At 76.6% G+C, this 22511-nt stretch carries 10 protein-coding genes; 9 read left to right on the top strand and 1 reads right to left on the bottom strand.

Annotation, left to right across the window (positions count from 1 at the left end; genetic code table 11):
* The first annotated feature begins 31 nt into the window (after positions 1–31).
* Positions 32–1438 (top strand): FAD-dependent oxidoreductase, encoded by a 1407-nt coding sequence (locus AC1WTP_RS18900; protein WP_481650584.1) that lies wholly within the window; start codon positions 32–34, stop codon positions 1436–1438.
* 86 nt (positions 1439–1524) lie between these two features.
* Positions 1525–2763 carry an MFS transporter gene (locus AC1WTP_RS18895; RefSeq protein ID WP_481650583.1) on the top strand — a complete coding sequence of 413 codons (1239 nt, stop codon included), beginning with the start codon at positions 1525–1527 and terminating at the stop codon, positions 2761–2763.
* Here the strand turns inward: AC1WTP_RS18895 and AC1WTP_RS18890 are convergent.
* Positions 2675–3064, bottom strand: a complete 390-nt coding sequence (locus AC1WTP_RS18890) for a hypothetical protein (RefSeq protein ID WP_481650582.1) — start codon at positions 3062–3064, stop codon at positions 2675–2677. The two genes, AC1WTP_RS18895 and AC1WTP_RS18890, sit on opposite strands and share 89 nt — an antisense overlap.
* A 165-nt stretch (positions 3065–3229) precedes the next feature.
* On the opposite strand from AC1WTP_RS18890, the gene AC1WTP_RS18885 reads away from it, so the two are divergent.
* From AC1WTP_RS18885 to AC1WTP_RS18855, 7 genes are all read left to right on the top strand, one after another.
* Entirely contained in the window at positions 3230–3628 is a 399-nt protein-coding gene (locus tag AC1WTP_RS18885; RefSeq protein WP_481650581.1) for an NUDIX hydrolase, read from the top strand.
* Positions 3629–3751: 123 nt separating this feature from the next.
* A complete protein-coding gene (locus AC1WTP_RS18880; protein ID WP_481650580.1) occupies positions 3752–4153 on the top strand; it encodes a DUF2267 domain-containing protein in 402 nt (133 codons plus the stop codon).
* 331 nt (positions 4154–4484) lie between these two features.
* Positions 4485–7955 (top strand): AMP-binding protein, encoded by a 3471-nt coding sequence (locus tag AC1WTP_RS18875; RefSeq protein ID WP_481650579.1) that lies wholly within the window; start codon positions 4485–4487, stop codon positions 7953–7955.
* On the top strand, positions 7952–11116 hold the full coding sequence (locus AC1WTP_RS18870) for a thioesterase domain-containing protein (protein ID WP_481650578.1): 3165 nt from the start codon (positions 7952–7954) through the stop codon (positions 11114–11116). Before AC1WTP_RS18875 ends, AC1WTP_RS18870 begins: the two co-directional genes overlap by 4 nt.
* 76 nt (positions 11117–11192) lie before the next feature.
* On the top strand, positions 11193–13496 hold the full coding sequence (locus tag AC1WTP_RS18865) for a lantibiotic dehydratase (protein WP_481650577.1): 2304 nt from the start codon (positions 11193–11195) through the stop codon (positions 13494–13496).
* A complete protein-coding gene (locus tag AC1WTP_RS18860) occupies positions 13493–17005 on the top strand; it encodes an amino acid adenylation domain-containing protein (RefSeq protein ID WP_481650576.1) in 3513 nt (1170 codons plus the stop codon). Before AC1WTP_RS18865 ends, AC1WTP_RS18860 begins: the two co-directional genes overlap by 4 nt.
* A 14-nt stretch (positions 17006–17019) precedes the next feature.
* Complete coding sequence (locus AC1WTP_RS18855) at positions 17020–22491, top strand: type I polyketide synthase (protein ID WP_481650575.1); 5472 nt, start codon at positions 17020–17022, stop codon at positions 22489–22491.
* The last annotated feature ends 20 nt before the right edge of the window (positions 22492–22511 follow it).

Genomic DNA, 22511 nt, shown 5'->3' with positions numbered 1-22511 from the left:
TCGAAAATTGTCAAGACAAAGGAGTTTCCTGATGAACGTCCTGGACGAACTGCCCGTCGTGGTGATCGGCGCCGGACCGGTCGGGCTCGCCGCGGCCGCGCACCTGCACGAGCGAGGACTGCCCTTCACCGTGCTGGAGGCCGGCGACAGCGCCGGCGCGGCGGTGCGCCAGTGGGGCCACGTGCGGGTGTTCTCCCCGTGGCGGTACAACCTGGACGCGGCCGCCCGCCGGCTGCTCGACGCGGCCGGCTGGGTCGCCCCCGACCTCGACGACCTGCCCACCGGCGCCGGCCTCGCCGCCGACTACCTCCAGCCGCTGGCCGAACTGCCGCAGCTCAAGCCGCACCTGCGCTACCGGGCCCGGGTGGTGGCGATCAGCCGGCTCGGCCTGGACCGGCTGCGCACCGCCGGCCGCGAGCACACCCCGTTCCTGGTCCGGCTCGCCGACGGCGACGAACTGCTCGCCCGCGCGGTGATCGACGCCTCCGGCACCTGGGGCACCCCGAACGTGCTCGGTGCGTCCGGGCTGCCCGCCCGGGGCGAGCCCGAGGCCGCGTCCCACCTGGAGCACGCGCTGCCGGACGTGCTGGGCGCCGACCGGGACCGGTTCGCCGGCCGGCACACCCTGGTCGTCGGGGCGGGCCACTCCGCGGCCAACACGCTGCTGTCCCTGGCCGAGCTGGCGGCCGCCGCGCCCGGCACGGAGGTGACCTGGGCGATCCGTTCGACCAGCCCGGCCCGCACCTACGGCGGCGGCGACGCGGACGCGCTGCCCGCCCGCGGCGCCCTCGGCTCCCGGCTGCGCGAGCACGTCGACGCCGGCCGGATCCGGCTGCTCACCGGATTCTCCGTGCACGCCCTCACCCCGGCCGACGGCCGGGTCGCCGTGGTCGTACGCGCCGCCGACGGCGGCGAGGAGTCCGTCGTGGTGGACCGGATCGTCGCCGCCACCGGATTCCGGCCCGACCACTCCATCGCCGCCGAGCTGCGCCTGGACCTCGACCCGGTGCTCGGCGCCACCCGGGCGCTCGCCCCGCTGATCGACCCCAACGAGCACTCCTGCGGCACGGTTCCGCCGCACGGCGCCGACGAGCTCGCCCACCCGGAGGCCGGCTACTACGCCGTCGGCATGAAGAGCTACGGCCGCGCGCCGACGTTCCTCATGGCCACCGGCTACGAGCAGGTCCGCTCGGTGGTCGCCGCGCTGGCCGGCGACTGGGCGGCGGCCCGGGACGTGCAGCTCGAACTCCCCGAGACCGGCGTGTGCAACAGCAACCCCGCGGAGTCGGCGGGCGGGGAGAGCTGCTGCGGTCCCGCTCCCGCCGCACCGGCCGGCCGGGGTCTGGCCACCGGCGTCAGCGGTGGCTTGCTCGCCGCCCCGGTCGGCCTGATTCCGCTGGCCACCGTTCCCGGCGACGCCGGCTGCTGCGGCAGCTGATGCCCGCGGCCACCGGGGCGCCCGCCGATGCCACGATCGGCGGGCGCCCCGCCGGGCGGCCGCGCCGGTTGGTCGCCGCGCTGGCGGTGACCCAGACCGTAGGCTACGGCACCCTCTACTACTCGTACGCGGTCCTGCTGAAGCCGATGGCCACCGCGCTCGGCGCGTCCACCGCCGCGGTGACCGGCGCGCTGACCGCGTCCGTGATCGCCGGGGCGCTCGCCGCCGTCCCGGTCGGACGGTGGCTGGACCGCCACGGCGGGCGCGGCCTGATGACCGGGGGTTCGCTGGCCGCCACCGCGCTGCTGCTCGCCTGGTCCCAGGTGGAGACGATCTGGCAGCTCTACGTGGTGATGATCGGCATCGGTGCCACCGGCGCGATGGTCCTGTACGAACCGGCCTTCGCCGTCATCGTCTCCTGGTATCCGCCACCCCGCCGCGACCGGGCGCTGCTCGCCGTCACCATCGTCGCCGGGTTCGCCAGCACGATCTTCCTGCCGCTGACCGGCCTGCTCGTCGCGCACCTCGACTGGCGGGGCGCGCTGCTCGTGCTCGCCGCCGTGCACGGCCTGACCACCGTGCCGCTGCACGCCGGGACGGTGCGGCGGTCGCCCGGTGCCCGCCCGGGCGACGCCGAGCCCGCGCGGAGCCGGCAACCGGACCGGCGGCGCGCCGTGGTGCGGACGGCGACCCGCGACGCGCGGTTCTGGGTCCTGGTGGCGGCGCTGCTCGCGCACGGCGCGGCGACCAGCACCATGGCCGTGCACCTCGTCGGCTTCCTCGCCGACCGGGGCCACACCGCCACCTTCGCCGCCGTCGTCGCCGGCCTGCTCGGCGTCCTCTCGGTCACCGGCCGGCTCGTCCTCACCGGGGCCCGGCGACGACTGCCCGTGCCGGCGATCCTCGCCGGAATCTTCGCGATCCAGGCCGCCGCCGCACTCACCCTCACCGCTCTCGGCGGCTCCCGCCCGGGGGCCGTCGTCGGTGTCATCGGCTTCGGGCTCGGGTTCGGCGTCGCCAGCCTCGCGACGCCGGCCCTGCTCGTCGCCCGCTACGGCACCGTCGGCTACGCCAGCATCGCCGGCGTGCTGGCCGCGCCCGTCACGCTGGCCAAGGCCACCGCACCGCTGGCCGCGGCGGCGCTGCTGAGCCGGACGGGAGGGTACGGCCCGCTGCTCGTCGCCGTCGCCGGCTGCTGCGCCGTCGCCGCCGCGGGCATCCTCGCGGGTCCCGCCGTCAGTCCAGCCGGCGCCACCGTGGCCAGGCGGGCCGCTCGGTGGCGGTCAGCGCGTCCAGCATCACGTGCTCGACCTGGTCGGGGGTGAGGTCCGCCCGCTCGTCGGCACCCGGGGGGTACGCCGCCCAGGACCGGTCCTCGGCGTCGGACATGACGACGCCCACCGGGTGCCGGCGGTCGGTGACGGCGGCGACCACGCCCCACGACCGGCGGATGTGCACCTGCTGGCCGAGGTCGGGGTCCAGGTCACGCAGCCACCGCCGGACCGTCTCGTGATCGGTGAGCGGCACCGTCTCGGTGGTCACCCGGAACAGCCCGCGGCTGGTCAGCCGCTCGGGCACGTCCTGTGCCGGCCGGCCCCGGCCGAGCCGGTCCCGCAACCATCCCATCTCGACACGTCCCCTCCGGACGGACCGCACGACGGCCCGACCGCCGCGTTGGCTCGCCCTGCCAAGCCAGCATGCCCGCCGGCGGGTGCGGGTGAAACGCCTGCGCGACCAGGTCGCCGCGAGCCGGATATAGTGGCGGGCCCAGCGGAGGCCGGAGGAGGTGCCGTGCCGGAGATCGACAAGGTCGCCTGGATCCGGATCGAGGGTGGCCGGGTGCTCAGCACCCGCTCGCGGGGCAAGGATGTCTGGTACCTGCCGGGCGGCAAACGCGAACCGGGCGAGACCGACCTGGAGACGCTCGGCCGGGAGATCGCCGAGGAGTTGAGCGTCGTCGTGCTGCCCGGCAGCGCCGTGCACCTCGGCACCTTCACCGCGCAGGCGCACGGCCACCCGGCGGGCACGCTGGTGCGGATGACCTGCTACGCCGCCGACTTCCGGGGCGCACTCCGGCCGGCCAACGAGATCGCCGAGGCGGCCTGGCTCGGCTATGCCGACCGCGACCGGGTCTCCCCGGTCGACCAGCTCATCTTCGACCACCTGCGGGCCTGCGCCGGGCTGCGCTGACGTCGATCCGGGCGCGGTGCGGCCCGCACCCAGGCGGCCAGCAGGCGCGGCCGTCGGCGGGCGCACGTCGTTTGCCGGCACTCGGCGGGGGTAAGCGCGGGGCCGGTGACGACAGGAGGCGCCGTGCGGTTTCCCCGCTTCGTCGACGCGGTGTCCCGCCGCTCCGGGCTGCCGCCCGGGCAGGCCGCCGCGGTCGCCCGGGCCGTGCTGCAGACGATGGCCGAGCGGGTGGCCGGCGGCGAGGCGGACGACCTGGCCGGGCAACTCCCGGACGCGCTGGGTGACTACCTGGCACCCGGCACCGGCGCGGTCGACGGCCGCACGGCGGCGTTCGGGCCGGCCGAGTTCCTGCGCCGGGTGGGGGAGCGGGCGGGGGTCGACGAGGCGACCGCACGGGCCGGCGCCGGCGCGGTATTCGCGACGCTGCGACAGGCGGTGACGGTCGACGAGTTCCGGGAGATGGTGGCCCGGGTTCCGCGCGGTTTCGGCGGCACGATCGCGCCGACGCCGCCGTCGGACGGATAGGCAGTCGGGGATCCGCAGGGGTCATGTCGGACTGTGGACATCGCCCATATTTCGGGAACTTTCGCTGTCTGAGCCCACTTCTACCGTAAGATTACTTGACGGTAAACGCTTAGGCGGTAGTTCCTCTACGCGCTAGAGGGATGATCGGACGATTTTTTCCGTCCCTCGTCGGAGGGTCAGTTCGGCTCTTCGGCCCGACTCTAATCGACGATCTCTCTTCCCAGGCATTGAGCCATATGCTCTTTCCATTGTGAAGTCCTGGGGGGGATCATGATCAGCCTTGTCGAATGCTGCGCGCCGTCCTGCTCTGGAGCGACGTCCGTAGTCTGACATGAATCAATCGACGGTAATCAATCGGTTTGTCACTGTCGCCGCCCGTCGTCCCGAACTGCCGGCCGTGCTCGGCGAGGCCGATCAGCTCAGCTACGCCGACCTGGCCGGTGCGGCCGGCGGGTACGCCGCGGCGCTGACCGCCGCCGGCACCCGGCCGGGCGACCGGGTCGCCCTGCTCACCGCGCACGGCACGCCCAGCATCGCGGCCATCCTCGGCACCCTTGCCGCCGGGTGCGCGTACGTGCCGCTGGACCCGGGGTTCCCCGAGCAGCGCCTGCGGCACATGCTCGCCGCCGCCGGGGTCGGCACCGTCCTCACCGGAGCGGAGCACGCGGAGACCGCGCACCGGCTCACCGCCGACCGGCCCGACGTCCGGGTGCTCACCGTGGACGCCGTGCCGGCCGCCCCGCTGCGCCCGGTGCCGGTCGACCCGGACGCGCTGGCGTACGTGCTGTTCACCTCCGGCTCCACCGGCGTGCCCAAGGCGGTCGGGCAGACCCACCGCAACCTGCTGCACGTCGTCGACAACCAGATCGCCGTCCTCGGCCTCGGCCCGGCCGACCGGCTCAGCCTGCTCGCCTCGTTCAGCTTCGACGCGGCCATCCCCGACCTCTACCCGGCCCTGCTCACCGGCGCCGCGGTCGTCCCGGTGGAGCTGCGCCGGCACGGCCTGGCGCACGCCGTCGAGCAGCTCGCCCGGCACCGGGTCACGGTCTACCACTCCACGCCCACGGTCTACCGGTTCCTGCTGGACACCCTCGGCGAGCGCCGGCTCGACCACGTCCGGGTCGTGCTGCTCGGCGGGGAGCAGGCCACCCACGCCGACGCCGCCCGCGGCCGCGACCGGTTCGCCCCGGACTGCCTGCTGGTCAACGGCTACGGCGCCACCGAGCTGACCTTCGCGGCCCGGTACGCGCTGCCGCTGGCCGAGGCGGACCCGGACGCCACCGGGCCGCTGCCGATCGGCGCCGCGCTGCCCGGCTACCAGCTGCGTCTCACCCCGGACGGCGAACTCGTGGTGGCAAGCCGGCACCTCGCCCCCGGCTACCTCGACCAGCACAGCGACCGGTTCGGCGTCGACCCCGACGGGGTGCCGACCTACCGCACCGGCGACCTGGCCGAGCGGCTGCCCGGTGGCGAACTGGTCTGCCTCGGCCGGCTCGACCGGCAGGTCAAGGTGCGCGGCTTCCGGGTCGAGCTGACCGAGGTCGAGGCGGTGCTCGCTGAGCAGCCCGGCGTCGCCGGGGTCCGCGCCATCGCCCGCGACGGCGAACTGCTCGCGTACGCCCGGCCCGCCGGCGGGCCGCTCGACCCGGCGGCCCTGCGCGCGGCGCTGGCCCGGCGGCTGCCGGACTACGCGCTGCCCCGCGCGGTGGTGGTGGTCGAGCAGTTCCCGCTCACCGTGACCGGCAAGGTCGACGAGCGGGCGTTGCCCGACCCGGCCCGGGAGGTGCCACCCGGCGAGGCCCCGACCACGCCGACCGAGCGGATCGTGCACGACATCTGGTGCGCGGTGCTCCGCCGCGACGCGGTCGGCCGCACCGCCAGCTTCTTCGACGTCGGCGGGCAGTCCCTGCTGCTCGGGCAGGTGCAGCAGCGGCTGGCGGAGCGGTTCGGAGTGCGTCTGCCGATGCTGCGCCTCTTCGACCACCCCACGGTGGCCGCCCAGGCCCGGTTGCTCGACGCGCCGCTGGAACCGGTGCGCGCGCCGGCGCTGCCGCCGGCCGCCCCGACGACCGCCGCCCGGGAGTACACCGGCGACGAGATCGCGGTGGTCGGCCTGGCCGGCCGCTTCCCGGGCGCGCCCGACGTGGCCACCTTCTGGTGGAACCTCTGCGCCGGCGTCGACGCCGTCCACGACCACAGCGACGAGGAACTGGCCGCCCTCGGCGTCGGGCCCCGGCTGCGCGCCGACCCCCGGCACGTCAAGGCCGCGGGCCGGCTGGACGGGGTGGCCGACTTCGACGCCGGGTTCTTCTCCTTCGGTGAGCAGGAGGCGGCGCGCACCGACCCGCAGCACCGGCTCTTCCTGGAGACCGCCTGGGAGGCGCTGGAGGACGCCGGCCACGACCCGGCCCGCTTCCCCGGGCTGGTCGGCGTCTACGTCGCCACCTCGGCCAACCGCTACTTCCTGTTCCACCTCATGGACAACCCGGCCGTGGTCGGCGACGTCGACCCGGACGACTGGGAGGCCCGGCTGGTCGGCCGGCAGTTCACCGACCACCTGCCCGGGCAGGTGGCGTACCGGCTGGGGCTGACCGGCCCGGCGGTCGCCGTGCAGAGCGCCTGCTCCAGCTCGCTGGTCGCGGTCTGCCTCGCCGCGCAGAGCCTGGCCGACTACCAGTGCGACATCGCGCTGGCCGGCGGGGTGAACGTGACCTGGCCCCGCTACCGGCACACCCCGGGTGGCCTGGCCTCGCCGGACGGCCGTTGCCGCGCGTTCGACGAGGCGGCCAACGGCGCCGGCTTCGGCTCCGGCGTCGGCGTGGTGGCGCTGCGCCGGCTCGCCGACGCGCAGGCCGACGGCGACCGGATCTACGCGGTGCTGCCCGGCTGGGGTGTCACCAACGACGGCGGCGACCGGGCCGGCTTCGCCGTGCCCGGGCCGGCCGGTCAGGCCGCCGCCGTGGCCAGCGCCCTCGCCGCCGCCGAGGTCGCGCCGGGCGAGGTCCGCTTCATCGAGGCGCACGGCAGCGGCACGCCGCTCGGCGACGCCATCGAGGTCGCCGCGCTGCACGAGGTCTACTCCGGTGCCGGGCCGGCGGAGAGCTGCGCGCTCGGCTCGGTGAAGACCAACATCGGCCACCTCGACGCCGCCGCCGGCATCGCCGGGCTGATCAAGGCGGTGCTCGCCGTGCAGCACGGGGTGATCCCGCCGAACCTGCACTTCACCCGCCCGCACCCCGAGGTCGACCTGGCCGCCGGCCCGTTCTACGTGCCGACGAAGGCGCGGGACTGGCCGGACGCGCCGCGGCGGGTCGCCGGGGTCAGCTCCTTCGGGGTCGGCGGCACCAACGCCCACGTGGTGGTGGAGCAGCCGCCCCCGGCCGAGCCCGTCGACGCCCCGGACGCCGCGGCGTACCTGCTGCCGGTGTCGGCGCGGGACCCGGTCGCGCTGCGCGCGGCGCTGACCCGGCTGCGCCAGCACCTCGCCGGCGCCAGCCCGGCGCTGGCCGGGGTGGCCGCCACCCTGGCGCTGGGCCGGCGGGCCTTCGGCTGCCGGGCGGCCGTGGTGGCGGCCGACCCGGCCGACGCGGTCACCGCGCTGGACGAACTGCTCGCCACGGACGCCCGGGTCGCCGGCCCGGCGGGGGAGCTGCGCGAGCTGGCCGCGGCCTGGGTCGCCGGCCGGGACGTGGACTGGACGGCGCTGCACCCCGAGGGCACGGTCCGGCGCACCGGGCTGCCCACCTACCCGTTCCAGCGCCAGCGGTACTGGATCGACCCCCCTCAGAAAGGCGCGCGGTGAACTGGTTCGTCTCCGCCGGCCGCCGTGAACCGGCACCGGTCCAGCTGTTCTGCCTGCCCTACGCCGGTGCCGGCGCCAGCGCCTTCCGGCGCTGGCAGGACGGCGTCGGCGCGGGCGTCGAGGTGCTGCCGGTGCAGCTGCCCGGCCGGGAGAACCGGATCAGCGAGGACCCCCGGTTCCGGGTGGCCGACGTCGCGCAGGCGATCGCCGACCGCGCCGAGGGCCGGTACGCCATCTACGGCCACTCGATGGGCGGCCGGGTCGGCTTCGAGGTGGTCCGCGAGCTGCGCCGGGCCGGGCGGCCGCTGCCGCTGCGGCTCTACGTCGGCGGCGCCCGCGCCCCGCACGTCACCGCGCCCAGCGTGTTCGACGGCCTGTCCCGGGTGGACGACGACGAGCTGCTGCGCCGCCTCGGCGAGGGCGGCGGGCTGCCGGCCGAGCTGCTCGACCATCCCGAGCTGGTCGAGCTGCTGCTGCCACTGCTGCGTGCCGACTTCGGCCGGGTGGACGGCTACCGCTACGTCCCGGAGGAACCGCTGCCGGTGCCGATCGTGGCGTTCAGCGGCCGGCACGACCGGGCGGTCAGCCGGGCGCAGAGCGAGGCGTGGCGCGAGCACACCGCCGCCGGCTTCACCCTGCACGACATCGACGGCGGGCACTTCTTCCTGCACGACCGGCTGGTCGAGCTGCTCGCGGTGATCCGCGCCGACCTCGACGCGGCACTCGCCGCCGGGGACGCCGTGCCCGCGACGGCGGACGCCGTACCCGCGGCGGGGCCGGTCGCGCTGACCGCGGCGGACGCCGTATCCGCGACGGCCGGCGCGGCGGCGGCGGCGCCGGTGCCCGGCGGGCACCGGGTGCCGCTCGGCGACACCGGCTGGTCGGTGTGGCGCGACGCCATCCTGCGGACCACCGGATTCCCCGCCGACGGGCTGGCCCAGCTCGCCGCCCCGCAGGCCGCCGCGGCCGCCGACGAGCTGCTGGCCACCGGCGCCGGCGCGGAGCAGTTCGACAAGGAGTTCGCCGAGGCGATGACGGCGACCGGTCGCCGGCTCACCGAGCTGGCCGGCGACCCGCTGCTGCGGGAGGCCGTCACCTGGCAGAACCGGGGCGCCCTGGTGGCGCTGGACGGGCTGGTGCGCGGCGGACCCGACCCGGCCCGCAACGTGCGGCGGCGGGACCGGGAACGCGCCCTGCTCAAGTACTGGCAGCGGTACTGCGGCAAGAACGAGACCGTCGGCTTCTTCGGCCCGAGCTGCTGGGTCACCCTCGACCCGGCCCGCCCGGAGACGGCCGACGTGCGCCCCGGCCCGGGCCTGACTCGCCGCCGCTGGGTGTGGTTCGAGTCCTGGGCGCTGAGCGCCTACGCCGACCGGATCGGCCAGGACCTGGCGGTGCGCAGCTGGTGGGCGCCGATGCTCTGCCCGCAGCTGAGCCTGACCGACCGCGCGGTCCGCCGGCCCGGCCGGCCGCCGGTGCCGCTCACCCCGGTGGAGGCGGCGCTGCTGGCCGCCGCCGACGGCCGGCGCCCGGCCCGGGAGCTGGTCACCGACCCGGCGATCGGGTTGCGTCGCCCCGAGGACGGCTACGCGCTGCTGGACCGGCTGGTCGACCGCGAGCTGATCACCTGGGACGCGGGCCTGCCGGTGAGCCCGGAAGCCGAGCACGTGCTGCGGCGGCGGATCGACGCGATCGGGGACGAGGCCGCCCGGCGGGAGGCCCGCGCCGGCTTCGACCGGCTCCGTGCCGCCCGGGACGCGGTGGCCGCCGCGGCCGGCGACCCGGACCGGCTGCGCGCCGCCCTGGACGCGCTCGACACCACCTTCACCGAGCTGACCGGGCAGCCGCCGCGCCGCCGCGCCGGCCAGATGTACGCCGGCCGTACCCTCTGCTACGAGGACACCAGCCGCGACCTCGACGTGGTCTTCGGCAGGCCGTTGCTGGACCGGATCGCCGCCCCGCTCGCGGTGCTGCTCCAGGCGGCCCGCTGGCTGGCCGACGCGCTGGAGCGGGCGTACGACGCGGCGTTCCGGGAGCTGCACGACGAGCTGCGCGCCGAGGCGGGCGGCGCCCCGGTGGCCCTGTCCGACCTGTGGTTCCTGGCCCAGGGCCTGTTCTGGGGCGACGGGACCCGGCCGGTCGACACGGTCGCCGCCGAGTTCGCCGCCCGCTGGGCCGGACTGTTCGGCCTGGACCGGCTGCCGCCCGGGGCGACCGAGGTCCGGCTGCCGGTGGCCGACCTCGCCGCCCGGGTCGCCGAGGTCTTCCCGGCCGACCGCCCGGCCTGGCCCAACGCCCGGCTGCACAGCCCCGACCTGCAGATCTGCGCCGCCGACGCGGACGCGCTGGCCCGCGGCGACTACACCGTCGTGCTCGGCGAGCTGCACGCCGCCTGGGCGTCCTTCGACTGCCAGGTCTTCACCCCGGCGCACCCGGACGTGGGCCGGCTGCGCGACGCGCTCACCGCCGACCTCGGCGAGCGGCGGATCCGGTTGCTCTTCCCGACCGACTGGCCCCGGCGCACCAGCCGGGTCGCCGAGGCGCTGGCCGGGCCGACCGACCGGCAGCTGGCCTTCGCGCCGGCGCCCGGCGCCGACCCGGAGCGGGTGCTGCCCACGGTGGAGCTGACCGTCACCGAGCAGGACGGCCGGCTGCACGCCACCGCCCCGGACGGGCAGCGCTGGACGCTGACCGAGGTCTTCTCCCCGCTGCTCAGCGCGCACGCCGTCGACGGGTTCAAGCTGGTCGCCGCCGCGCCGTACACCCCCCGGATCACCCTCGGCGACCTGGTGGTGGCGCGGCAGACCTGGCGCACCACGGTCGGCGCAAGCGGTCTCGCGACGGTGACCGGCGAGCGGGACCGGTTCCTCGCCGTCCGCGACTGGCGCCGCCGCCTCGGCCTGCCCGAGCAGGTCTACGTCAAGCTCGGCACCGAGACCAAGCCGTGCTTCGTGGACCTGGGCAGCCCGGCGTTCAGCAACATGTTCTGCGCCATGGTGCGGGCCGCCCGCACCGACGGCGGCGACGACACCTCGCTGGTGGTCAGCGAGATGCTGCCCACGGTCGCGGACGCCTGGGTGCCCGACGCGGCCGGCCGGCGCTACTTCAGCGAACTGCGGCTGCACATCGTGGACGCCGACGAGCGGGAGGGCGGCCGATGAGCGAGCGTCAGCGAGCGGGTCATCGGTGCAGCGCGTTGGTGCCTCATGGCGGCCCGGAGCGAAGTGGAGTGCCGTCATGAGCCACCGGATCCCGCTCGGCGACACCGGCTGGTGGGTGTGGCGCGACGTCGTGCTGCGGACCGCCGGCTTCCCGGCTGCCGGGCTGGACGCCTTCGCCGCGCCCGACGCCGCGGCCGCCGCCGACGCCCTGCTGGCCGGGGAGGGCGCCGCCGAGGTGTTCGACAAGGCGCTCGCGACCGCGCTCGCCGACAGTTCGGCGGTGTGTGGCGAGATCGCCGCCGACCCGCTGCTGCGCGAGGCGGTCACCTGGCAGAACCCGGAGATGCTGATCGCGCTGGACGGCCTGCTGCGCACCGACCCGGCGGTCCGCAACGTGCGGCGGCGCAAGCGCGAGCTGAGCCTGCTGCGCTACTGGCAGCGCTACTGCGGCAAGGCCGAGACGATCGGCTTCTTCGGCCCGGTCTGCTGGGGTCGGCTCGACCCCGACGAGCCGACCACCCGGCTGCGGCCCGGTCCGGCACTGGTGTCCCGGCGCGAGGTCCACTTCGAGGCGTGGGCGCTGATCGCGTACGCCGACCGGCTCGCCGACGACCTGGCGGTGCGGCGCTGGTGGGCCCCGGCGCTGCCGCCGCACCTGAGCCTGTCCGGCCGGCAGGTCACCCGGCCGCTGCTGCCGCCGACCGAGCTGACCGCCGTGGAGGCGCGGCTGCTGGCCGCCTGCGACGGGCGTACCCCGGCGGTCACCCTGGTGCGGGGGCTGTGCGCGGACGGGACGCTGCGCGGCGCCGACGACGGCTACCTGCTGCTCGACCGGCTGGTCGGGCGGGACCTGCTGACCTGGGACGCCGGCCTGCCGGTCAGCCCTGCGGCCGAACGTGTGCTGGCCGAACGCATCGCCGCGATCGGCGATCCGGCGGTGCGCGCCGAGGTGGCCGCCGCGTTCGACCGGCTCCGGGCCGCGCGCGACGCGGTGGCCGCGGCGGCCGGCGACCCGGATAGGCTCGGCGCCGCGCTCGCCGCGCTGAACGCCGAGTTCACCGCCGTCACCGGCCGGCCCGCCACCCGCCAGGCCGGCCAGATGTACGCCGGCCGCACGGTCAGCTACGAGGAGGCCGCCCGCGACCTGTCCGTCACGGTCGGCTCCCGGGTGCTGGACGCCCTGGCCGAGCCGCTGGCGATCGTGCTGGCCGCGGCCCGCTGGCTGACCGCCGAGGTCGGCGCCGCCGGCGAGCGGATCCTCGCCGAGCTGCACGCCGAGCTGCGCGGCGACGGGCCGGTGCGGCTGGCCGACGTCTGGGCCCTCGCGCAGGGGCTGCTGCTCGCCCCGGACGGCCCGATCGCCCGGGCCGGCGCCGAGCTGACCGCCCGCTGGGCGGAGCTGGTCGGTCTGGCCGCGGCGGCCCCGGGCCAGGCCGAGTTGCGGCTGCGCAGCGCCGACCTGGCCGAGCGGGCCCGCGCCCTGTTCGCCGCCGACCGCCCCGGCTGGCCGTCGGCCCGGATTCACAGCCCGGACGTGCAGCTCAGCGCCGCCGGCTTGGACGCGGTCAACCGGGGCGACTTCCTGCTCGTCCTCGGCGAGCTGCACCCGGCCTACGTCCCGTTCGACAGCGCGGTGCTGACCCCGTTCCACCCCGACCGGCCGGCGCTGCGGGCCGCGCTCGACGCCGACCTCGGCCCGGCCCGGGCCCGGGTGCTCTATCCCGAGAGCTACCCGCGGCACAGCACCCGGATGACGTACGCGCTGGACGGCCCCGCCGACCGGCAGTTCGGCATCGACACGGCGCGCGGGGCCGACGTCGACCGGCTGGTCCGCGGCACCGAGGCGCTGGTCGAGGCGGAGGGTGACGGGTGGGTCGCGGTGCTGCCCGACGGGAGCCGCTGGCCACTGATGGAGATCTTCGCCAACCTGCTCGGCGCGCTGCTGCTGGACTCGTTCAAGCTGCTCGCTCCCGCCCCGCACACGCCCCGGATCACCATCGACCGGCTGGTCGTCGCCCGGCGGACCTGGCGGACCACGGTGGCGGAGACCGGCCTGGCCGGCGTCACCGGCGAGGCCGAGCGCTTCCTCGCGGTCCGCCGGTGGCGGGCGCGGCTCGGGCTGCCCGAGCGGGTCTTCGTCAAGGTCGGCACCGAGGTCAAGCCCTGCTACGCCGACCTCACCGGCCCGCTGCACGCCCAGTCGCTCTGCGCCATGGTCGACGCCGCCGCGAGGACCGGCCCGGACGTCACGGTCACCGTCAGCGAGCTGCTGCCGGACCCGGCCGACGCCTGGGTGACCGACGCGCAGGGGCGCGGCTACGTCAGCGAGCTGCGCCTGCAGATCACCGATCCAGCGAGCCACCGGGGAGTGAACGGGTGACCGACATCCTGTCCATCAGCGCCGTCCACGCCGACAGCCTGCCCTGGCCGGACGCGACGCTGGCCGAGCTGATCGTCGCGCAGGCCGCCCGGACCCCGGACGCGGTGGCGGTGCGCCAGTGGGACACCCGGCTCAGCTACGCCGAGCTGCTGTCCCGGGCCGCCGGGGTGGCCGCCGCGCTGCGCGAGCGCGGCGTCGGCCGGCAGACCCGGGTCGGCGTCTGCGGCACCCGCACCCCCGACCTGGTGGTCACCGTGGTCGGGGTGCTGCTCGCCGGCGGCTGCTACGTGCCGCTGGAGCCGGGCGGGCCGCGGCGGCGGCTGCGCGAGATCGCCGCCGACGCCGGGGTGACCGTGGTGGTCGGCGACGCGGCCGGGGCGGAGTTCGGCGACGTGGCCGGCGTGGCGGCGGTCGGGCTGCCCGGCCCGGCCCCCCTCGCGCCCTGCCCGGCGCGCCCCGGCGACCCGGCGTACGTGCTGTTCACCTCCGGCTCCACCGGCCGGCCCAAGGGGGTGCTCACCACCCACCGCAACGTGGTCGAGTTCGTCACCGGATGCGCCGCGCTGACCGGCGCCGACGCCGGGGTGCGCAGCCTCGGCATCGCCTCGCTGGGCTTCGACGCCGCCACCATGGACCTCTTCCTCCCGCTGCTGCTCGGCGGGGCGGTGCAACTGCTCGGCAGCGAGGACCGGGCCGACCCGGTGCGGCTCGCCCGGTTCATCGCCGCGCACGAGGTGAACTGGGGGTTCATCACCCCGACCGTGCTGTCCATGCTGGACCCGGCGCAGCTGCCGGCCTGGCGGGTGGTGCTCTGCGGCGGCGAGGCGGTGCCGGCCGAGCTGGCCGCCCGCTGGGCGCCCGGGCGGCTCTTCCTCAACGGCTACGGACCGACCGAGACCACGGTGCTCGCCGTCAGCGGCGAGCTGACCGCCGCCGAGACCGACCCGGTGCCGATCGGCCGGCCGCTGCCCAACCACCGGGCGTACGTGGTGGACGGGCAGCTGCGCCCGGTGCCGCCGGGGGAGACCGGCGAGCTGCTGATCGGCGGCCCCGGCCTGGCCGACGGCTACCTCAACCGGCCGGCGCTGACCGCCGAGCGGTTCGTGCCCGACCCGTTCTCCGGCCTGCCCGGCGAGCGGCTCTACCGCACCGGCGACCTGGTCCGGCTGGAGCCGGACGGGCGGATCGTCTACCTCGGCCGGGCCGACCGGCAGGTGAAGATCCGCGGCCAGCGGATCGAGCTGGGCGAGGTGGAGGCCGTGCTGGCCGACCTGCCCGGGGTGGACCGGGTCGCGGTGGAGGCGGTGCCCGGGCCGGCCGGCGCCGAGCTGGTCGCCTTCCTCACCCCCGCCGACGCGCCGGACGACGACCGGCTGCGGGCGTACGCCGGGCCCCGGTTGACCGCCGCGATGCTGCCGGCCCGGGTGCTCCGCCTGGCCGAGCTGCCGGTCAGCCCGACCAGCGGCAAGCTGGACCGGGCGGCGCTGCGCGCGCTGGCCGCCACCGCCCGCCCGGCCGCCGAGCCCGCCGTGCCGGCCGGAGCCGACGAACCGTTGGCCGCGGCGGTGGCCCGGATCTGGGGGCGGCTGCTCGGCGTCGCCCCCGACCCGGCGACCGACTTCCTCGCCGCCGGCGGCAACTCGATCGCGGCGATGCGGCTGGTCGCCGCCCTCCGCGCCGAACTGGGCCGGCAGGTCGACACCCGGGACGTCTTCACCGGCCGCACCCTGGCCGGCCTGGTCGACCGGGTGCACGCCGCGGCCCCCGCCGACGGCGACGGGCTGACCACCGGCAACCCGCCCACCCTCTCCCCGCCGCAGCGGCGGCTCTGGTTCGTCGACCAGCTCGCCCCGTCCAGCGCGCCGTACAACATCGCGGTGGCGCACCGGCTGCGCGGCCCGCTGGACAGCGCCGCCCTGGGCGCGGCGCTGCGCGCGGTCGCCGAGCGGCACGACGTGCTGCGCTGGCGGATCCCGCAGACCGCCGGCGTGCCGTACGCGGTCTGCGAGGAGCCGACCGACGTGGCCGTCCCGGTGGTCGACCTGACCGGCAGCGCCGACGCCGGGGCGGAGCTGGCCGGGATGCTGGCGGCCGGCGCGGCGCACGCCTTCGACCTGGCCACCGGGCCACCGTGGCAGGTGACCGTCTACCGGCTCGGGCCGGACGAGCACGTGCTGGCGATCACCCTGCACCACGCGGTCTTCGACGGCTGGTCGGAGAAGCTGCTCTACGACGACCTCGCGGCGGCGTACGCCCAGGCGGTCAGCGGGGACACCCCGCGGCTGCCGGCGCTGGCCGCCACGTACGCCGACTACGCGGTGTGGCGCGCCGAGCGGGACCGCCGCCGCGGCGCGGCGGACCTCGCCTGGTGGCGGGAGCACCTGCGGGACGCGCCGACCGTGCTGGAGCTGCCCCGCGACCGGCCCCGGCCGGCGGTGGCCACCTACACCGGCGCCGAGGCGGCCGTGCGGTTGCCCGAGGCCACCGACCGGGCGGTGCGCGAGCTGGCGGAGCGGCGCGGCACCACGGTCGCCGCGGTGCTGCTGGCCGGCTTCGGCGAGCTGCTGCGCCGGCTCACCGGCGGCGACGACCACGTGCTCGGCGCGATCGTCGCCGACCGGCGGCTGGCCGCCTTCGACGATGTGGTCGGCTTCTTCATCGACACCGTGCCGGTGCGGGTACGCGGCGGCGCGGCGAGCTTCGCCGAGCTGGTCGACCGGTGCGCGGCCGAGCTGCACGAGGTGACCGCCCACCCGGGAGCGCCGCTGGAGAAGGTCGTCGAGGCCCTCGGGGTGGGCCGGGACACCTCCCGGGCCCCGCTGGTGCAGGTGCTGTTCAACGTGCTCAACTTCGCCCCGCCCCGGCTGGCGCTGACCGGCCTGGCCGCCGAGCCGGTCGCCGTGCCCAAGCCCGGGTCGCCGTTCGACATCACCGTCTACGTGGTCGAGCGGGACGGCCGCTGCGGCGTCGAGGTGGTCTACAACCCCGACCTGTTCGACGCCGAGCGCGTCGACGGCCTGCTGGCCGACCTGGCGACGCTGGTCGGCGCGCTGGCCGCCGCCCCGGACGCCCCCGCCGACCGGGCGGCCGCCGAGCTGCCCCGGCCGACCGTGGCCACCCCGCAGCTCGGCGCGATGACCGTGGCGGCCGCCGAGGCGCCGCGCGGCGTGCTGCCGGCCGGCCCGGACGGCCTCACCGACACCGAGGAGCTGATCGCCGAGATCTGGCGGGAGGTGCTGGAACGCGACCGGGTCGGGGTCACCGACAACTTCTTCGACATCGGCGGCCACTCGCTCGCCCTGGCCGCGGTGCACGCCCGGCTGACCGCCGCGACCGGCCGCTCCATCCGGATGCTCGACCTGTTCCGCCACCCCACCATCCGGGCGCTCGCCGCCAGCCTGGACGGCGCCGCCGACCGGCCGGAGCTGGCCCGCGCCGCACTGCGCGCCGCCGCCCGACGCAGCCGTACCCGCCGTAACCCACCCCGCCGCCCCGGCGGCACCGCGTGACGAAGGACAGCCTGATGAGCAACCCGACCGCAACCGACCTGCCCGGCGACGGCATCGAGCCGATCGCGATCGTCGGGCTGGCCGCCCGCCTGCCCGGCGCGGCCGACGTGAACGAGTTCTGGCGCAACCTGGTCGACGGGGTCGAGTCGGTCACCGAGCTGACCCGGGAGGAGCAGCTGGCCCGGGGCGCCACCGTGGAGGAGGTGGACGACCCCGGCTGGGTCAACCGCGCGCCGCTGGTCGACGGGTACGACGAGTTCGACGCCGGGCTGTTCGGCATGACCGCCCGCGAGGCGGAGGTCACCGACCCGCAGCACCGGCTGTTCCTGGAGTCCTGCTACACGGCGTTGCAGGACGCCGGCTACGACCCCGGCCGCTACGACGGGTCGATCGGCGTGTACGCCGGCACCGGCGGCAACCTGTACCTGCACCGCAACGTGTACCGCAACAAGCGGGTCGGCGGCGGCCCGCACGGCGCCGTCTCCATCGCCACCAGCAACTCGCCCAACTACGTCGCCACCAACGTGTCGTACCGGCTGGACCTGCGCGGGCCGAGCCTGACCGTGCACACCGCCTGCTCCACCTCGCTGGTCGCGTTCCACCTGGCCTGCGAGGCGCTGCGCAACGGCGAGTGCGACATGGCGCTCGCGGGCGGGGTGAACATCGAACTGCCGCACGTCGGCTACCTCGGCATGGACGGCTTCACCTCGCCCGACGGCCGGTGCCGCCCGTTCGACGCCGGCGCCAACGGCACCGTCTGGGGCAGCGGCGTCGGGGTGACACTGCTCAAGCGCCTCTCCGACGCGATCGCCGACGGCGACGCGATCCGCGCGGTGGTGCTCGGCAACGCGATCAACAACGACGGCGCCGGCAAGGTCGGCTTCACCGCCCCGAGCGTCGACGGGCAGACGGAGGCGGTCGCCCAGGCTGTCGCGATGGCCGACGTCGACCCGCGCACCATCAGCTACGTCGAGGCGCACGGCACCGGCACCGCGATGGGCGACCCGATCGAGGTGGCCGCGCTCTCCGCCGTCTACACCAAGGACACCGACGACCGGGGCTGGTGCGGCATCGGCTCGGTGAAGTCCAACATCGGCCACCTGAGCCAGCCCTCCGGCATCGTCAGCGTGATCAAGACCGTGCTGGCGATGGAGCACGGGCTGATCCCGCCGACCATCAACTACGAGACGCCGAACCCGGCCATCGAGTTCGCCGACACCCCGTTCTACGTGGCGAACACGCTGACCAAGTGGGACACCGACGGGGCGCCCCGGCGGGCCGGGGTCAGCTCGTTCGGCATCGGCGGCACCAATGCCCACGTGGTGCTGGAGGAGGCCCCGGCGGCGCACCGCGCCACCCGCCGGGTACGCCCGGCGCAGCTGCTGCACGTCTCGGCGAAGACCGCCACCGCGCTGGACGCCGCCGTGCGGCGGCTGGTCGGGCACCTGGAGTCCGCCGCCGACCGGGGGCCGGAACACCTCGCCGACGTGGCGCACACGCTGCGGGTCGGCCGCCAGGAGTACCCGCACCGGGTCGCCGTGGTCGCCACCGACCTGGAGACGGCGGCCGCGGCTCTCCTTGATCCGCGGCGCGGACACCGCGGTCTGACCGACGGTCCAGCACCGAGAGTCGGTTTCCTCTTCTCCGGCCAGGGCGCCCAGTACGCCGGCATGGGCGCGCAGCTCTACGCCGAGGAGCCGGCCTTCGCGGCCACCGTGGACTCCTGCGCCGAGCTGCTCCGCGCGGAGCTGGGACTGGACATCCGCGACCTGATCCTCGGCCGCGACCCGCAGGCGCCGGAGAAGCTCACCGAGACCCGCTACACCCAGCCCGCCCTGTTCGTGGTCGAGTACGCCCTGGCGATGCTCTGGCAGTCCGCCGGGGTGCGGCCGGCGGCGATGATCGGCCACTCGATCGGCGAGTACGTCGCCGCCACCGTGGCCGGCGTGCTGAGCCTGGAGGACGCGCTGCGGGTGGTCGCCGCCCGGGGCCGGCTGATGCAGTCCATGCCGCCGGGCGCGATGCTGGCCGTCGCGCTGGACGAGTCGGTGGTCGCCGAGCGGCTGCCGGAGGGGCTGGCCGTGGCCACCGTCAACGGCCCCGGCACCTGCGTGGTGGCCGGCCCGAGCGAGGCGGTCGCCGCGTTCGCCGAGACGCTCAAGGGCAAGAGCAAGGCGCTGCGCACCTCGCACGCCTTCCACTCGCCGATGATGGAGCCGATCCTCGCCGAGTTCACCGCGCTGATGGCCGGGGTGCCGCTGCGGGCGCCGGCGATCCCGTTCCTGTCCAACGTCACCGGCACCTGGATCACCGAGCAGCAGGCCACCGACCCGGCGTACTGGGCGGCGCACCTGCGCCAGCCGGTGCGCTTCGGCGCCTGCGTGGCCACCCTGCTCGCCGAGGGCACCTGGCAGCTGGTCGAGTGCGGCCCCGGCAGGCAGCTGGCCAACCTGGCCCGGATGCAGGTGGCCAAGGCGTCCGAGGCGCAGCGCAAGCTCACCCCGCTGGGCAGCCTGCCGGGCCCGGGCGAGGCCACCGGCGACCTGGCCACCCTGCTCGGCGCCGCCGCCGCCCTCTGGTGCCAGGGCACCCCGGTGCGGCTGGGCTCCGACCCGGACGCCCGGCGGGTGCCGCTGCCGACGTACCCCTTCGAGCGGCGCCGCTACTGGGTCGACCCGGACCCGGTGGAGCAGGGCGTCGCCGGGCCGGTGGAGACCGGTCCCCGGCCGCTGCCGGAGTGGTTCGCGGTGCCGGTCTGGCGGCAGGCCGCGCCCGAGCCGCGGACCGTGCCGCCGGGCCGCTGCCTGGTCCTGGTCGACGGCCCGCGCGGCGACGCGCTGGTCGCCGGCCTGCGCGCCGCCGGCGCCGACCCGGTGGAGGTACGCCCCGGGGACGCCTTCGCGGCCACCGGCACCGGCTACCGGCTGCGCCCCGGCGTCCGGGACGACTACGACGCGCTGGTCGCCGCGCTGGCGGCCGACGGCGTGCCGGCCCGGCTGGTGCACGCGTTCACCCTCGACGGCGAGCCGGCCGGCACCGACATCGCGGCCACCTGGGCGGCCCAGGACCGGGGCTTCTTCAGCGCCCTGCACCTGGTGCAGGCGCTGGCCGGCGCCGGCCTGACCGGCGACGAGGGGGCACTCACGCTGGACCTGGTGACCAGCGGCATCGGCGACGTCAGCGGCGCCGACCTGCGCCGGCCGGAGCACGCCACGCTGGCCGGGCTGGCCCGGGTGCTGCCGGTCGAGCTGCCCGGGCTGACCGTCCGGCTGGTCGACGCCGACCCGGCCGACGACGGCGGGCGGGCGCTCCTCGCCGAGCTGCACCGCCCGGTCGATGGCGAGCGCCCCGAGGTGGCGCTGCGCGGCAGCCGCCGCTGGGTGACCGGCTACGAGCAGGTCACCGTGGACGCCGAGAGCGAGCCGGGAGCGCTGCGCGAGGGCGGCCGGTACGTCATCACCGGCGGCCTCGGCGGCATCGGCATCACCCTGGCCGAGGACTTCGCCCAGCGGGCCCGGGCGAAGCTGGTGCTGCTCGCCCGCTCCGGGCTGCCCGCCCGCGAGGAGTGGGACGCGCACCTGAGCGTGCACGGCGGCGCGGACCGCACCGGCCGGGCGATCGCGGCGATCCGCCGGATGGAGGCGGCCGGCGCCGAGGTGCTGGTGCTCGCCGCCGACGTCACCGACCCGGCCGACCTGCGCCGGGTACGCGCGGCGGCCGAGGCCGCGTACGGCGGGATCGACGGCATCGTGCACGCGGCCGGCCTGCCCGGCGGCGGCATGGCCGAGGTGAAGGAGCGGGCCGAGGCGGAGCGGGTGCTGGCCCCCAAGCTCGCCGGCACCCTCGCGCTGGCCCAGGTCTTCGGCGACCTACCGCTGGACTTCGTGGTGCTCTGCTCGTCGATCACCGCGGTGATCGGCGGGTTCGGCCAGGTGGACTACTGCGCGGCCAACAACGCGCTGGACGCCTACGCCCGCTCCGGGCTCGGCTGGCGGGCGCCGGTGGTGTCGCAGAACTGGGGCGGCTGGGCCGAGGTGGGCATGGCGGTGGAGACCGACGCCCCGGCCGGTTTCCGGGCCGCCGGCCGGGACACCGTCACCACCCCGGTCGACCACCCGGTGCTCACCACCAGGGTCACCGGCCCGGAGCGCACCGTGCTGCACGGCCTGGTCTCCGCGGCCACCCACTGGGTGCTCGACGAGCACCGCATCGGCGGGGTGCCGGTGGTGCCGGGCACCGCCCACCTGGAGTCGGTCCGTGCGGCGGTGGCCGCCGCGCTGCCCGCCCCGGCCGAGGACGCCTGCGTGGAACTGCGCGACGTGGTCTTCCTGGAGCCGTTCTCGGTGCCGGACGGCAGCGTCGCCCAGTACCGGGTGGAGCTGACCCCGGGTGAGGACGGCGCCGACTTCGCGGTGCGCAGCCTCGCCGCCGGTCAGGCGCGTACCCACGTGCGCGGTGCCGCGGGCTGGACGGTGGAGCCGGCGCCACCGGCCCGGGAGCCGGCCATCGCCGGCCGGCGGGTGGACGACGACTCGTCGTTCGGCCGGGGTCGCACCAGCATGCTGACCTTCGGGGCGCGCTGGGCCGCGCTGCGCGAGCACCACCTCGGCGACGGCGAGGAACTGGCCCGGATCGCGGCCCCCGCGGAGGCGGTCGGCGACCTGCCGGCCTGGGGGCTGCACCCGGCGCTGCTCGACGTGGCGACCGCGTTCGGCCGGGGTCAGGGCTCGGGCACCTACCTGCCGCTGTCCTACGGACGGATCGTGGTGCGCGGGCCGCTGCCGGCGGAGTTCCACAGCCACCTGCGGCATCGGGCCAGCGCCACCGACGAGGTGGTCGCCGCCGACCTGTCGCTGCGCGACCCGGCCGGCCGGGAACTCGTCGCGATCAGCGACTTCGTGCTGCGCCGGGTCGACCAGGGCGCGGTGACCGGCGGGCTGGCCGCCGCGCCGGCCGACACCGCCGCTGCGGCCCCGGCCGGGCCGACCGAGGACATCCGGCCGGTGGACGGCGCGGAGGCGTTCCGGCGCAGCCTCACCGCCGGGCTGGGCGCCCAGGTGGTCATCGCCACCCGGACGGTGGCGGACATCCGCCACCGGGCCGGCCGGGTGACCACCGAGAGCCTGGAGAGCGAGCCGGAGGCGACCGTCGCCACGCCGGCGGCGTCCGGGGGCGGCTCGGCCGCACCGCGCACCGAACTGGAGATCACCATCGCCGGGGTGTGGCGGGACGCGCTGGGGGTGCCGGAGATCGGCGTCGACGACGACTTCTTCTCCCTCGGCGGCAACTCGCTGGTCGCGGTGCAGCTGATCGCGGCGATGCGCAAGGCGACCGGGGTGCGGCTGCCGATGCGCAGCCTCTTCGAGACGCCCACCGTCGCCGGCCTCGCCGCCCGGATCGAGGAGCTGCGGGCCACCGCCGCGCCCACCGACGAGCCGGACACCCCGGCCACCATCCCCGCCATCCCGCGGCTGCCCCGCGCGTGAGCACGAGAAACCAGGAGTGA

This window comes from Micromonospora sp. R311, from assembly GCF_056780015.1.
The sequence above is the reverse complement of the archived record's forward strand: the minus strand, read 5'-3'. Positions and strand labels throughout refer to the sequence as shown.

Coding starts and splice junctions, on each gene's coding strand:
- AC1WTP_RS18900 (WP_481650584.1), top strand. CDS start 32: ATGAACGTCCTGGACGAACTGCCCGTCGTGGTGATCGGCGCCGGACCG.
- AC1WTP_RS18890 (WP_481650582.1), bottom strand. CDS start 3,064: ATGGGATGGTTGCGGGACCGGCTCGGCCGGGGCCGGCCGGCACAGGAC.
- AC1WTP_RS18865 (WP_481650577.1), top strand. CDS start 11,193: ATGAGCCACCGGATCCCGCTCGGCGACACCGGCTGGTGGGTGTGGCGC.
- AC1WTP_RS18855 (WP_481650575.1), top strand. CDS start 17,020: ATGAGCAACCCGACCGCAACCGACCTGCCCGGCGACGGCATCGAGCCG.
- AC1WTP_RS18875 (WP_481650579.1), top strand. CDS start 4,485: ATGAATCAATCGACGGTAATCAATCGGTTTGTCACTGTCGCCGCCCGT.